Source organism: Microbacterium shimangi (assembly GCF_043556445.1).
In the GTDB taxonomy this organism is placed as follows: Bacteria; Actinomycetota; Actinomycetes; order Actinomycetales; family Microbacteriaceae; genus Microbacterium.
Map to the genome: position 1 here is coordinate 78,515 of NZ_JBIGII010000007.1, position 13,599 is coordinate 92,113.

At 66.6% G+C, this 13,599-nt stretch carries 15 protein-coding genes; 11 read left to right on the forward strand and 4 right to left on the reverse strand.

Annotation, left to right across the window (positions count from 1 at the left end; all coding sequences use genetic code 11):
- The first annotated feature begins 119 nt into the window (after positions 1 to 119).
- From infA to ACFXQA_RS13915, 8 genes are all read left to right on the forward strand, one after another.
- Positions 120 to 341, forward strand: a complete 222-nt coding sequence (gene infA / locus ACFXQA_RS13880; protein ID WP_116648310.1) for a translation initiation factor IF-1 — start codon at positions 120 to 122, stop codon at positions 339 to 341.
- A 64-nt stretch (positions 342 to 405) separates the two neighbouring features.
- Positions 406 to 522 carry a 50S ribosomal protein L36 gene (gene rpmJ, locus ACFXQA_RS13885; RefSeq protein ID WP_394520467.1) on the forward strand — a complete coding sequence of 39 codons (117 nt, stop codon included), beginning with the start codon at positions 406 to 408 and terminating at the stop codon, positions 520 to 522.
- A gap of 201 nt (positions 523 to 723) precedes the next feature.
- Positions 724 to 1,098: a 30S ribosomal protein S13 gene (gene rpsM / locus ACFXQA_RS13890; protein WP_394520468.1), complete on the forward strand. Its 375-nt coding sequence runs from the start codon at positions 724 to 726 to the stop codon at positions 1,096 to 1,098.
- 32 nt (positions 1,099 to 1,130) lie between these two features.
- Positions 1,131 to 1,529: a 30S ribosomal protein S11 gene (gene rpsK, locus ACFXQA_RS13895; RefSeq protein ID WP_116648312.1), complete on the forward strand. Its 399-nt coding sequence runs from the start codon at positions 1,131 to 1,133 to the stop codon at positions 1,527 to 1,529.
- A 133-nt stretch (positions 1,530 to 1,662) separates the two neighbouring features.
- Positions 1,663 to 2,652 carry a DNA-directed RNA polymerase subunit alpha gene (locus ACFXQA_RS13900; RefSeq protein ID WP_394520469.1) on the forward strand — a complete coding sequence of 330 codons (990 nt, stop codon included), beginning with the start codon at positions 1,663 to 1,665 and terminating at the stop codon, positions 2,650 to 2,652.
- Positions 2,653 to 2,690: 38 nt separating this feature from the next.
- Positions 2,691 to 3,272: a 50S ribosomal protein L17 gene (gene rplQ, locus ACFXQA_RS13905; protein ID WP_394520470.1), complete on the forward strand. Its 582-nt coding sequence runs from the start codon at positions 2,691 to 2,693 to the stop codon at positions 3,270 to 3,272.
- A 121-nt stretch (positions 3,273 to 3,393) separates the two neighbouring features.
- Positions 3,394 to 4,245 (forward strand): tRNA pseudouridine(38-40) synthase TruA, encoded by an 852-nt coding sequence (gene truA / locus ACFXQA_RS13910; protein WP_394520471.1) that lies wholly within the window; start codon positions 3,394 to 3,396, stop codon positions 4,243 to 4,245.
- Positions 4,246 to 4,321: 76 nt separating this feature from the next.
- Positions 4,322 to 5,014: an endonuclease/exonuclease/phosphatase family protein gene (locus tag ACFXQA_RS13915; RefSeq protein ID WP_394520472.1), complete on the forward strand. Its 693-nt coding sequence runs from the start codon at positions 4,322 to 4,324 to the stop codon at positions 5,012 to 5,014.
- Positions 5,015 to 5,104: 90 nt separating this feature from the next.
- On the opposite strand, the gene ACFXQA_RS13920 is transcribed toward ACFXQA_RS13915, so the two are convergent.
- Complete coding sequence (locus ACFXQA_RS13920) at positions 5,105 to 5,665, reverse strand: hypothetical protein (protein WP_394520473.1); 561 nt, start codon at positions 5,663 to 5,665, stop codon at positions 5,105 to 5,107.
- Between the two features lie 102 nt (positions 5,666 to 5,767).
- Positions 5,768 to 7,552 carry a DUF4012 domain-containing protein gene (locus tag ACFXQA_RS13925; protein WP_394520474.1) on the reverse strand — a complete coding sequence of 595 codons (1,785 nt, stop codon included), beginning with the start codon at positions 7,550 to 7,552 and terminating at the stop codon, positions 5,768 to 5,770.
- 125 nt (positions 7,553 to 7,677) lie between these two features.
- Here ACFXQA_RS13925 and ACFXQA_RS13930 point away from each other — a divergent pair, with 125 nt between their 5' ends.
- A complete protein-coding gene (locus tag ACFXQA_RS13930) occupies positions 7,678 to 8,259 on the forward strand; it encodes a hypothetical protein (RefSeq protein ID WP_394520475.1) in 582 nt (193 codons plus the stop codon).
- On the opposite strand, the gene ACFXQA_RS13935 is transcribed toward ACFXQA_RS13930, so the two are convergent.
- Both ACFXQA_RS13935 and ACFXQA_RS13940 read right to left on the reverse strand, forming a co-directional pair.
- Positions 8,260 to 9,378: a hypothetical protein gene (locus ACFXQA_RS13935; RefSeq protein ID WP_394520476.1), complete on the reverse strand. Its 1,119-nt coding sequence runs from the start codon at positions 9,376 to 9,378 to the stop codon at positions 8,260 to 8,262.
- 9 nt (positions 9,379 to 9,387) lie between these two features.
- A complete protein-coding gene (locus ACFXQA_RS13940) occupies positions 9,388 to 11,049 on the reverse strand; it encodes a sensor histidine kinase (RefSeq protein WP_394520477.1) in 1,662 nt (553 codons plus the stop codon).
- A gap of 178 nt (positions 11,050 to 11,227) precedes the next feature.
- On the opposite strand from ACFXQA_RS13940, the gene ACFXQA_RS13945 reads away from it, so the two are divergent.
- Both ACFXQA_RS13945 and ACFXQA_RS13950 read left to right on the forward strand, forming a co-directional pair.
- On the forward strand, positions 11,228 to 11,959 hold the full coding sequence (locus tag ACFXQA_RS13945; RefSeq protein WP_394520478.1) for a fructose 1,6-bisphosphatase: 732 nt from the start codon (positions 11,228 to 11,230) through the stop codon (positions 11,957 to 11,959).
- Positions 11,960 to 12,096: 137 nt separating this feature from the next.
- Complete coding sequence (locus tag ACFXQA_RS13950) at positions 12,097 to 13,569, forward strand: glycosyltransferase family 2 protein (RefSeq protein ID WP_394520479.1); 1,473 nt, start codon at positions 12,097 to 12,099, stop codon at positions 13,567 to 13,569.
- The last annotated feature ends 30 nt before the right edge of the window (positions 13,570 to 13,599 follow it).

Sequence of the window (13,599 nt, forward strand, 5' to 3'; positions counted from 1 at the left end):
GCCGGGGGGCAGAACCTAGCGTATGATCGTTCTTTGGTGCGTTGCGCCCATTTCGGCGTGTCACAGCACCGAACCCATCCACCGCAGACCGACCGGTCTGCTGAAGTGATAGCGAGTATATGGCGAAGAAAGACGGTGTCATCGAGATCGAGGGCACAATCTCCGAGGCGCTGCCCAACGCGATGTTCCGCGTCGAGCTCACCAACGGACACAAAGTGCTCGCTACGATCTCGGGCAAGATGCGGCAGAACTACATCCGCATCATCCCGGAAGACCGTGTCGTCGTAGAGCTCAGCCCGTACGACCTCACACGCGGTCGTATCGTCTATCGCTACCGCTAGGCCGGTCGAGAAGTAACGTCCCCGTGTTTCGGCACGGGGAACGAAGACAGCGAAGTAGGAAATCATGAAGGTTAAGCCCAGCGTCAAGGCAATGTGCGAGCACTGCAAGGTCATCCGCCGCCACGGCGTGGTGATGGTGATCTGCAAGAGCAACCCGCGTCACAAGCAGCGCCAGGGCTGAGCGGCACTTCGCCGGGCTCCATAACCGGGGCCTGACACAGAAGCAGTTCGCCAGACCACAACTCAACACACAACGGCAGGATCAGAACCTCCGCCGTCGGCCCCTCGACAATCTCAGGGACCGAAGACGGAGGGGACACCCCGGGCGGAGGCCCGAGCACCGATCCTGCTCCACACCTCCACAACCTCCTAGGAGAGTCGCATGGCACGTCTCGCCGGCGTAGACATCCCGCGTGACAAGCGCGTGGTCATCGCCCTGACCTACATCTACGGCGTTGGCCGTACCCGTTCCGACGAGATCCTCACGGCGACGGGCATCAGCCCCGACGTCCGTGTCAAGGACCTCACCGACGACCAGCTGATCGCCCTGCGCGACCACATCGAGGTCGCTTACAAGGTAGAGGGTGACCTCCGCCGCGAGGTCGCCGCCGACATCCGCCGCAAGGTCGAGATCGGCTCGTACGAGGGCATCCGCCACCGTCGCGGCCTCCCCGTCCGCGGGCAGCGCACCAAAACGAACGCTCGTACCCGCAAGGGCCCGAAGCGCACCGTCGCCGGCAAGAAGAAGGCGCGCTAGGCCTGCGCCGGCGCTGAGGTTTCAGGAGAATCATGGCTACCCCCAAGTCCGCAGCGCGCAAGCCGCGCCGCAAGGAGAAGAAGAACATCGCGCTGGGCCACGCCCACATCAAGTCGACGTTCAACAACACCATCGTTTCGATCACCGACCCCTCGGGTGCGGTCATCAGCTGGGCATCGTCCGGCGGTGTGGGCTTCAAAGGCTCGCGCAAGTCGACGCCCTTCGCCGCAGGTCTGGCCGCCGAATCGGCCGCTCGCCAGGCGCAGGAGCACGGCGTGAAGAAGGTCGACGTCTTCGTGAAGGGTCCCGGCTCCGGCCGCGAGACCGCGATCCGCTCGCTCACGGCCGCAGGCCTCGAGGTCGGGTCGATCCAGGACGTCACCCCGCAGGCGCACAACGGCTGCCGCCCGCCGAAGCGCCGTCGCGTCTGACGTCTCGACAGAGCATCGCAGGATGCTGAGGGCCACGGCTTCGGCCGGGCCCTCAGCATCCGCTCGAACACAACTCAATACCTCACCCATTGCACGTGTCATATAGCGGATACGTGATCGAAAGGAACACATCGTGCTGATTGCACAGCGTCCCACTCTGACCGAGGAGAAGGTCGGCGAGTTCCGCAGCCGTTTCATCATCGAACCGCTCGAGCCCGGCTTCGGTTACACGATCGGCAACGCGCTTCGTCGCAGCCTGCTCTCGTCGATCCCCGGCGCAGCCGTCACCAGCATCCGCATCGACGGTGTGCTGCACGAGTTCAGCACCATCCCGGGCGTGAAAGAAGACGTCACCGAGATCATCCTCAACATCAAGCAGCTCGTCGTCTCGAGCGAGCGCGATGAGCCGATCACCGCGTACCTGCGCAAGACCGGTTCCGGTGAAGTGACGGCGGCTGACATCTCCGCCCCCGCCGGCGTCGAGGTGCACAACCCCGAGCTCGTCATCGCAACCCTGAACGACACGGCCAAGTTCGAGCTCGAACTGACGATCGAGCGTGGCCGCGGCTACGTGTCGGCGACCCAGAACCGCAACGAGTACGCCGAGGTCGGTCAGGTCCCGATCGACTCGATCTACTCGCCCGTGTTGAAGGTCAGCTACCGCGTCGAGGCTACTCGTGCCGGTGAGCGCACCGACTTCGACAAGCTCGTCCTCGACGTCGAGTCGAAGTCGTCGATCGCACCCCGTGACGCCGTCGCATCTGCGGGTCGCACGCTCACCGAGCTGTTCGGCCTCGCCCGCGAGCTGAACGTCGAGGCCGAGGGCATCGAGATCGGCCCCGCGCCGGTCGAGACCGTCCTCTCGAACGAACTGTCGATGCCGATCGAAGACCTCGATCTGTCGGTGCGTTCGTACAACTGCCTGAAGCGTGAAGGCATCAACACGGTGTCCGAGCTCGTCGCTCTGTCGGAGACGCAGCTCATGAACATCCGCAATTTCGGACAGAAGTCGGTCGACGAGGTTCGTGACAAGCTCACGTCGCTCGGACTGTCGCTCAAGGATTCGGTGCCCGGTTTCGACGGCGCTCAGTTCTACGGCGGCTACGACGACGAGACCGTCTGATCCCGGCTTCCGCCTCGATTCCACTGGAGTAAATCACTATGCCCAAGCCCACAAAGGGTCCCCGCCTCGGCGGCGGTCCGGCCCACGAGCGTCTCCTGCTGGCGAACCTCGCCGCGGCTCTGTTCACCCACAAGTCGATCACGACGACGGAGACGAAGGCCAAGCGCCTCCGCCCGCTCGCGGAGCGCCTCATCACGTTCGGCAAGCGCGGCGACCTGCACGCGCGCCGGCGCGTGCTCGGCGTCATCGGTGACAAGAGTGTCGTGCACACCTTGTTCACCGAGATCGCGCCGCTGGTCGCCGAACGTCAGGGCGGCTACACCCGCATCACGAAGATCGGCAACCGCAAGGGCGACAATGCCCCCATGGCCGTGATCGAGCTCGTCCTCGAGCCCGTGACGCCCAAGGTCAAGTCGTCGAAGCGCACTGCTCCGGCGACCGCAGCTGCTCCGGTCGACGAGCCCGTCGAGGTCGAGTCGTCCGACGACGTCGTCGAAGCGGATGACACCGCCGCAGCTGACGCCGGCTCCGAGTCGCCCGAAGAGGGCGCCGCGGCCGAGGCCGCAGCAGACGACGCGGTCGTCGAAGACGCTGCGATCGAAGACGCAGACAAGAAGTAGAACGACGGTCGGCATCGCCGACGGAACGAAGAGGACCCGCGCACCGATCGGTGCGCGGGTCCTCTTCTTCGTCCGTCGGACGGTCCCGAGGGTGAGCCGACACGAAAGGTAGGCTGTGTCGGTGCGGATCCGCCTCGACATCGCCTACGACGGCACCGGATTCCGCGGGTGGGCTCGGCAGCCGGGGCTCCGCACCGTGCAGGGCGTCCTCGAAGTGGCCATCACGCGCATCATCGGCGGCGATCCACGCCTGGTCGTTGCCGGACGCACCGATGCCGGTGTGCACGCGACGGGCCAGGTCGCCCACCTCGACCTCGATCCTGAGCAGGTGCAGCGTCTTCCGCGGGGTCGGGGTGCGGCAGCATCCGATCCCTCTGATGCCGCCGTGGCCCTCGCCGGACGTGTGCGCGGCGTGCTGGGGGCGTATCCGGACGTGACGGTGCGAGAGAGCCGGCGTGCCCCCGAGGGCTTCGACGCGCGGTTCTCGGCCGTGTGGCGGCGCTACGAGTATCGGATCACCGACGGGACGACGCCCTACGAGCCCCTCGAACGACTCCGCACGACGACGGTGCGCACCAGCCTCGACGTCGGGGCGATGGACGCCGCAGCACGGTCGCTCGTCGGCCTCCACGATTTCGCGTCGTACTGCAAGGCGCGCGAGGAGGCGACGACGGTGCGCACGCTCCTCGAGTTCGACTGGCGGCGCGAGAACGACGGTGTGCTGCGCGCCCACGTGCGGGCGGATGCTTTCTGCCACAGCATGGTGCGCGCGCTCGTCGGTGCCTGTGTGGCAGTGGGGGAGGGGCGCATCGGTGTCGACGACGTCGTCGCGATCCGCGACGTCGGTGTGCGCACCAGCGAGACGAAAGTGCTCGCCGCGCGTGGCCTGACGCTCAGCGAGGTCGGCTACCCCGCGGACGAGTTGCTCGCCGGGCGCGCCGAGCAGACCCGGCGGCGGCGCGACCAGGAATGACCGGACGAACGCCGCGGTGGCGGGTCGTGTCAAGCGCGCGGGAGCGACGCCGGGGTGTGCTTAGGCTGGAAGCGGTATGAAGGTCATCTCTTACAACTTGCGCAAACACCGTGCGGCGACAGAGCTCGCAGAGCTCGTCGAACGACACGGCGCCGATGTGCTGTGCCTGCAGGAATGCGACACCACCGATCTGCCCCCCGAGATCTCCGGGCTGCGTCTGGCCGAAGCGACGCAGCGCAACAGGCTAGGCCTCGCCGTGTACTACCGAGAGAACACCTTCCGCGCGGTCGAGGTGCGTTCTCTCGCGCTGAAGAAATCGCTGCACGACTACGTTCTGAAGCCCGCCGAAGAACGGATGCTGGCGGTGCGCCTGTTCGACATCGACCACGGCCGCGAGATCATCGTGGCGTCGTTCCACGCGGCGCCTCTGACTGCCCTGAATTCGCTGCGGCGGCACCAGATCCGCACCGCGCTGGCAGCCCTGCAGAATCTGGGCGAGGGGCTGCCGACGCTCATGGTCGGTGACTACAACTACCCGGTGTTCAAAGAGCACCTCGGGCAGAAGATCCGCGCTCAGGGTTACGAACTCACCCTGAGCGACTCGCGCACCTACACGAGGTACCGCTTCTTCCGCGGACACTACGACTTCGCGACCTCGTCCGGGTTCGACATCGAGCGCATTCGCACGCTGCCCCAGGGCTTGTCGGACCACCTGCCGATTCTCATCACCGCGCAGGTGTCGAGCACGAACGCCGTCGGTACCGCGTGATCCGAGTTGCCGGAGTCCGCTGACGCGGGTCCGCGGGAAAGGCGAAAGGGCCGCCCGTTTCCGGACGGCCCTTTCGAGTGGAGCTAAGGCTTACGCGGCCTGCTTGCGCTGGCGGTGCACAGCGGCACCCACGGCGACCGCGCCACCGGCGAGAACGAGCGCGCCGCCGCCGACCCAGAGGCCGAGGAGCGAGCCGGAGTCCATACCGGTTGCGGGGAGTCCGCCGCCGCCGCCGTTGCCACCGCTCGTGACGACGGTCACTGCGGCGCTGACGCCCTCGGGGACCGACGGGGACGCAGCGGTGATCGTGTAGGTTCCCGAGGCGTTGGCGGGCAGACGCACACCCACAGAGGGGAGCGAGCCGTCGGCTGCGGCCGGGCGGGTGTCGAGGACGGAAGTCTGGACCACCGATTTCACGACGGCCAGGCTGCCGGCAGACGCGTTCTCGCCGGTCAGCGAGATCGTCACGGGCTCGCCCGGGACGAAGGTCGAGGCCTCGACGGAGAACTCAACCGTGCCGCCGGGACCGACGGTCGGGCTGGAAACGGAAGCTTCGTCACCGGACGGGTAGGCGTTGGCGGCGAGGGGGGCGAAAGTTGCGGCGGCGGCAAGTGTTACGACCGCGGCCACCTTTGCAAAATTGATTTTCATGGGGGCACCTGTCTCTTGGTCAGCATGTCGCCGCGGCTGATCGCGACGTTGTGCGGGGCTGGATCGCCTAGAACACCGATCCTGATAATCCCCTATGTACGATTATCCAGCTTTGTCACAGGAAGTTGCAAATTCCTGCGTTTCATTTGCGTTAACAGTGGGTGAGAGATTCACATTGAGTCGGGGGGTGCGCGGGGTCCCCACACGCACGACGAGCGTCGCTTCTTCGCCGGGCGCGAGCTCTGTCGTCCACGACACGACCTGTCGACCGGCATCGAATCCGCCACCGAAAACCGTCCCTGCAGCGGAATTCGAGGCTTCTGACGAGACGAGCGACGCGCCGGTCGGCAGATAGACGTAGGTGAGAGTCCGCGCAGAGCCCTCGGGCACGCCGAAGCTTCCGCCTCCGGTGATGTAGCGGGGGAGCGACGCGGCGTCGGCGGGCGCATCGTTACGCACGGTGACAGAAAGCCCCGCTTCGGAAAGTCCGTCGACGCCCGTGCACCACCCGACGGAGGTGTCGGCCGCGAGGTAGTAGTCCATTTTCGAGCCGGTGCCGTCGTTCAGGTACACGCCGAACGCGGTCTGTTCGGCGTCGGTGACCGGAAGACCTCCCTGCAGCGATGTGCCGTCGAGCACGGCCTGATCTTCGGCGCGCGCGCTCCACAGGATCAGTCGCCGTTCCTCGCTCGCCTGCGTCAACGCTTCGAGGAGCGGACGGGGTTCGGCGGCACCCGACGCGAGAGCCTCGAAGATCTTCGCCGCGGCGACCTCGAAGAACACGTCCTGGTCCGAGGGCTCGGAGTACCGCTGGTAGACGCCGTTGAGCAGCAGGTCGACGGCATTCTCGCTCGTGAGCACGTCACCTGTCGGCAGGGTGATGGGGCCCGTCGCCTGGAGGAGGTAGGAGAGTGCGACGGGGTCGATCGAGATCACTCCGTCGACCTGGGTGCCGAACTCGCGCGCCCACATCTCTTTGGCGATCTGGCCGGTCAGGGCGAAGTCGGCGACCTGGGTGGCGTTCTGAATGTAGAGCCCCGGCCGTTCGCCGTAGACCGAAAGGATGTCGGGCGAGAATGGCACGACCGGCTCCGGGTACCGCTCGAAATCACCCGACGACCCCTGCGCGGCCAGAGACATGCGCCCGCCGTCGGTCGCGATGACCGCCATGGCGCCGACGATGCCGCCTTGGGAACGCCACTCGGCATTGTTCTGGAAGATGACGAGATAGTTGCGGGGTCCGTCGGCCCCGAGCATCGCCGGCATGAGCTCGGTGGCGCGCGCCAGCGTTTCTGCGCCAGCGCTCGTGGTGTCGAGCAGCTCTGCGGCTTCGGTGACGGGCGCACGAAGGGGGCCCAGGAGTCGGGAGGTGTCGATGGCGGCGACGGATGCTGCGGCTGCGCCGATCCCGTCGGCACCTTCGCGCGCGGCGGGCTGGAGCGTTTCGAAAAGGCTGACGTCTACCGAGCCGTCCCGAGGACGGATCGCGTCGACGGAGAAAGAGGAGGCGACCTCGGCGAGGGGGGTCAACGCCGAGCTGGCCACGTCGTCGACCGCGGCGGTCACCGTCGACACGGCTGCTAGCTGCGGGCCGATCCACGGCAGGGATTCGGCGGCCTGCCAGATCGGGTCGCTGGTGAGGGACCGCGCAGCGGACGTGTCTGCCGAGATGCCGGCGATCGCCTCTCCCGCGGTCGTCGGGTCGTCCAGGCTCGCGGCGACCTCGGCCGCAGCATCCTGCGCATCGGTGAGGTGGCCGTAGGCGAGAAAGCCGCGCACGCCGATCCAGCCCGCAGCCAGCACGACAACGATCAGAACGGCCGCCAGCGCCCAGGCGACGACCCGGCCGGAGATACCGCGCGCGTCGGGAGGAGTCGATGGGCTCACCCGATCACCCTAGGCCGTCGCGCCCGAGAATCGCGCCCGCCGATAGAATCGCAGCATCCACGGAGAGGTGCTCATCCATGTTCGGATCGAACCGACGCCGCGCGGTTGGCGCAAGCGTCGCCGTTGTGACGGCGACCCTTCTGCTCGCCGCATGCGGCACGCCGCCGTGGGCCGTCGGCAGCGGCGAAGCGCCTCCGAGTCCTCCCGTGCCGACGGCGCCGATACAAACGGTGGCGCCGCAGCCCGTGCCCAATGATCTCTCGAGCGGTTCGACCGAGCGGAATCTTCAGGCGGGCTCGGTGGGTGCCGCCGTGAACTATTGGTCGACCCTGTCGATGGACCGCTGGACGGCCACGGCGCTGAAGCCGGTGAGCCTGTCGATGATGACGACCGTCACCCCCGACGACGGGCAGCAGGTCTACCTGCAGCGGGCGTCGATGATCGCGGTGCCCGGCAATGCGACCCAGTCGTTCGCGCCCTTGACCGCGCAGGTCGACCAGGCCACGGTGACTCCGGGGTACCCCGTGCTCGACCCCTACAGCTACTCGCAGACGTTCAACGTGGGGGAGGTCCCGGCCACCGCCACGTTCGTGACGCTGCAGTTCACCTACGAGTACCTCGTGCAGACCACGCCGACCTCGAACGAGTACGCGAAGCAGACGGCGACCGATTCGCTGACCATCGCCATCGCCGGCAACGCGGAGTAGTCAGGCGCCGATCCGCTGCCAGCGGTCGCCGCCGAGTTCTGAGGCCTGTTCCGACGCCTGCTGTGCGGCGGCCAGCAGGGTGGCGAAGTCGTACCCGACGACGTCTGCCGGCGCCCACCCGACGCTGGCCGACAGCTGCACGGATATCTGCTGAGCGGCATCGATCGACGCCACACGACGCAGCGTCTCTCGCATGTGTTCCCGGACGACCGGCCCCGGGCGCGACAGCACGACGACGAGTCGACCCTGCCCCTCACGCCCGATGTCGGCCTCGGCGGGAAAGGAGGCGACGACCGAGCGCTCGAAACGCTCGACGATGCGGCCGAAGGAGGCCTCGCCCCCGGCCGCGCGGATCTCTTCGGGATCGTCGATCTGCACGGACAGCAGAACCCAGCTGGTCTCGCCGGCGGCACGAGCGCGGGCGAGGCGGTCGGAGGCGACCACCGTGAACTGCGTCCACGACCGTGCCGTCTGCGCACCGACGGTCGACACGGAAGTGAAGTAGAGCAGGGTCACCGTCGCGCACACGAGGTAGATCAGCATCCCCAGCGCGTTCAGGAGACGAACCAGGGTGAGGTCGCTGCTTTCGGCGGCCGGTGCGATCAGCCCCGCGAGAACGGTGAAGACCCCGAGGACGAAGAAGACCGCCGAGACGAGGGAGAGCGGAATCACCAAGCGCTCGTGCCTGTCGGCTGACCGACGGATCTCGACGACGGTCAAGGCCGCGAAGATGCTCGCGACGAAGAAGACCGCGCGAAAGCCCATGCTGTAGGCGACCGGCTCGGTCAGGACGATCAGAACGGCCGCGGCGAGCGCCGACTGCACCACGGCGATCCACGGCAAGGCGCGCACGCGGCGGCGGGCGCGGAACCCCGACCAGATGAGCGTCGGAGAGCTGAGCATCAAGCCGATACCGGCTCTGCGCAGGGCCTCGACCGACAGGGCCTCGCCGGCCAGGGTGACCCAGGTGCTGACCATCGCCAAGATGAAGGCGAGCGACCACAGAAGCGACGCGCGCGAGGGGCGCTGGAGAAAGCCCAGCCCGACGATCATCACCGTGCCCAGCGACGCGACGACGCCCTGAGCGATGCCGAGGTTGGCGACCGCGATCGACCCCATGGAACCCCGTTACGCCTCTGTCTCGATCGGCAGTGCGACGGTCACAGTCGTGCCGGTTCCTTGCTCACTGTCCACCTCGAGCGTACCGCCATGCTGCTCCACGATGTCGCGAACGATGCCCATGCCGAGCCCCGTTCCGGGAGTCGGGCTCTCACGCGCGGATTGCGTTCGGAAGTACGGATCGAAGATGCGCGGCAGATCGGCTGTCGAGATGCCGACGCCGGTGTCGGAGAAGACGACGATGAGGCGGTCGGCGGTGTGTTCCGCGGTGATGCGGACGGTACCGCCTCCGGGGGTGTACTTGATCGCGTTGCTAAGGATGTTGTCGAAGGCCTGCCGCAACCGGAAGGCATCGCCCACGAGCGGCAGCCCGTCGGGGGTGTCGAGGATCACCGAGACGCGGCGCCCGTCGGCGGCGGGGCGGAACGACTCGACCGAGGCCTCGAGAATCCGTCGCGCATCGGCGGCCGCGCGCGACGTCGGCTCGTCGTCGCGGGCGCGAGACCGGGCGAGGATCTCGGAGATGAGTGTCTGCATGCGCTGGCCGGCGTTGTCGATGACCTCGATCTGCTCCCGCACGCGCGCGGGAAGATCGTCGTGGTCGAGGAGCAGATCGGCGTGACCGATGATCGCGGTCAGGGGGTTGCGCAGCTCGTGCGAGACGACGGTCGCGATCTGCTCCCGCGCCCGCTCCGCCTCGATGAGGGCGGTGACGTCGTGGATGATCAGGAGGGTGGTAGCGGGCTCGTCATCGCTCGAGGTGAGCCGGCGCGTCGATGCCGAGAGGGCGTGCCACTGCCCGTTCGTGTCGTACAGCCAGACGCGTTCGTCGGCGAACTGCTCGCCCCGCGCGGCGCGGACGAAGGGGCGGTCTTGTTCCGGCAGCGGATCGCCGCGGAGGGTCGCGTACTCCACCGAGCCGCCGGGGCGCTTCGGGTCGGCCCGGTCGACCGCATACAGGGTGACGTAGGTGTCGTTCAGGGCGAGCACCTCGCCTTCGGACGACAGACGCGCGATGCACGTGTCGAGACCGTTGAGCATCTCGGAGACGCGTCGTTCCTGACCGGTGACGCGTTGCAGGGTGCCCTGCAGTCTGTTCGCCTGGCGCCGCAGAAGCTGTTTGAACGCACTGTTCTGACGCGCAGTGAGAAAGGTCGTCAACCCGATGAAGGTCAGCGACAGCACGACGACGATCAGCCGTAACGCGGTGAAGGGCGAGGGACCGTTCAGCGTCGCGTCGATGAGGATGATCGCGCCGACCGTACCGAGCGCGGTGCCGAGGTACGCAATCGAATAGTGCGTCGCGATCCAGATGATCGGGAAGACCCAGAAGAAGCCGAACCGCATCTCGCTGCCGTAGGCGAGGAGGCCGATGCCGAGGAGATCCCCGAAGGGCAGCAAGACGATGCCGTTGCGAGAGACGCGGTGCCACGGGACCACCATCGCGACGACCGTGAGAACGATGATCGACGCCACTCCGGCAGAGAACGTCCACATGCCGAACATCGCGGGCTGAAGTGCCTGTACCACCAGCACCGTGACGACGACGCTGGCCGCGAGAACCAGCTGGAACAGCCAGATCGACCGGGTGCGGCTGCTGGGGGAGGTGTTGTCGGGATCCTCGATCACGTCGAGCGGCGAAGTTACCGGAAGACGGGTCGCGGCGGCCATCCCGTGAGTCTACGGCGGTGGTGTATTCTCTTGCGCGCCATCCTGTCTCTGCTCCGCCGATCGACGTGCCCGTGTCATCGTCCGGTCAGACTCCCCCTGAGGCCTGCATCCTGCAGCGCGGTGGTCGCCCGTATCGACCTTTCGCGTACCCGCGAATCACATCCTCAGGAGTAGGCCCATGCGCCTCCGCATTCTCTCGCGCCGAAAAGCCCGTCTCGTGGCGCTCGCCGTCTCCGTCGCGGTCGTCGGCGGCATATCGCTGACCGGCTGCACACAGCTCGTCGACGCCTTCAACAGCGCTCAGGGCATAACGCCCGCGAGCAACCCGACCGCAGTGGTCACCCCCGAGCCGCAGTCCACAGCATCCATGGACTTCGAGTCGCAGTTCACGTACGACGGCTCGGTCTCGCTCAAGACCGAGGTCGCGGCAGACCTCGAGGTGAAGCTCGACATCTGGGCCGTGGACTCCAAGCGCACGCAGGAGTGGACGACCGATCGCGAGAAGACCTTCGGCTTCGCCGTCAACGCCTACGACAACCGGGTCGACGAGATCGCTGTGCTGGCGCAGAAGCGTCGCGTCTTCATCTCGTCGATCACGATCACCTCCGAAACGGCGCAGACCTCCGGGCAGGTGCAGAGCCCGTTCCAGTTCAGCGCCGACCCGCGCACCCTCGTCCCCTCCGACACCATCCGGTCGGACCGCGGTCTGCTGTTGAACAGCTTCCAGGGCGGCCTGCACGTTCCGATGACGACGATGCATCAGATGCCGAAGGACACGTACGGTGTCACGCTCGAGTTCGCGATGGACATCTGGGTGGAGGGGACGGCCAACGACGAGAACTCCTTCTCTCAGCAGACGGTGTACCAGTACCTGCCGGTCGCGATCTACCCGGCCGGCTCGGCGGGATGAGGGTCGGCAGGGGAGGGGCGACCCGATCTTGAGGAAATCTTGCGGGAAAGCAGGACTCCCACCCGCACGTTTCTGAGGGCGGTGCGCCACAGTAGGTCTAGGCCGCAAGGTCGATGACTGCGATAGGAAGACACCCCATGACCGATGTGCGAAACTCCCTCGCCGCCCAGGCGAACGTGCCGGCATTCGCCCACGAGCCCATGGCGGCGAACTCCGAGGCTTCTTTCGCCGACGACTTCTCGGCGGTGCTCGAGAACAACGGCACGCACCGCTCGACCATCGGGTGCGTCATCCCCGCCTACAACGAGGAAGAGTCGATCGCCGAGGTGATCGAGGCGCTCCTGAAGCAGACCCGCGTTCCCGACGTTATCCACGTCGTCGTCAACAACACCTCCGACGCGACCGTGAAGATCGCCTCGGAGTACAGCGGACCGCACGAGATCGTCACCGACCTGGGCGAGCAGTTCACCGAGGTGTTCGTGCACGACATCGGCAAGAACCCCGACAAGAAGGTCGGGGCTCTGAACTACGGCTACTCGCTCGTCGAGGGCTACGACTACCTGCTCGGCGTCGACGGTGACACCATCGCCGACTCGAAGGCGGTCGAGTACCTCGAGAGCGAAGCGGTCGCCGACTCGCGTATCGGGGGCATCTCGGCGATCTACTCCATCGACGACAAGCCCATCAAGGGCTTCGTGGCCAAGTTCCTCATCGCCGGTCAGCGCACCCAATTCGCGGCGTTCAACCTGCAGAACCTCCTCCGCGGCCGCAACATGGCCGTGCTCGGCGGTCAGTTCTCGATCTTCTCGACCCACGCCCTCCGCGAGGCCATGCGTCAGAACCACCAGAACACTCCGTGGGTGCGCGACTCCGAGGTCGAGGACTCCCTTCTCTCGCTGCAGATCAAGAGCGCCGGTTACCTGACGAAGATCAGCCCGTACGCCCGCGCCGACGTCGGCGGAATGACGACGCTCTCGGGGTACGACGCCCAGCAGGTCAAGTGGACGTACGGCGCGATCGAGCTCATGTGGCCGGGTCAGCGCGGCGACACCAAGGGCCAGCCGCTTCACCCGAACCTGCGCGTGCGCTGGTTCGAGAACTTCGGCATGCTCACGAACCTCTTCGTGCGTGTCGCCTTCTTCACGCTGCTGGCGGGCTCGCTGTCGATCAACGCCTTCGTCTTCTCGCCCTGGTGGTTGATCCCCGTCGCCATGGCCATCGCACTGAACGTGCGCGTCGCGCGGACCATGAAGGCCTGCAACACCCGCGACCTCATCTTCGCCGGCACCTTCATACCCGCCGAGGCGTTCATGTGGGTGCGACTGAGCCACTTCGTCCGCTCGTGGAGCCGTTTCTTCTCGCGCAAGAAGGTCGACAACTGGGCCATGCAGGCCAAGGCCGAGAAGGGTGGTGGCCTCGGCCACTGGACCCCGCTCATCGTGCTCATCGCGGTGGGAATCGCGATGACGATCGCCTGGATCCTCATCGGCCCCATGGCCCAGTCGACGATCCTCTGGATCGGGTGGCCCATCGTCGGTGTCGTCACCGTTCTGCAGACCCTCCTGATGTTCACCAAGCTCGTCCGTCGCTACCACGGATTCAAGGTCTGATCACGACCCGACGTGTCAGAAACACGGATG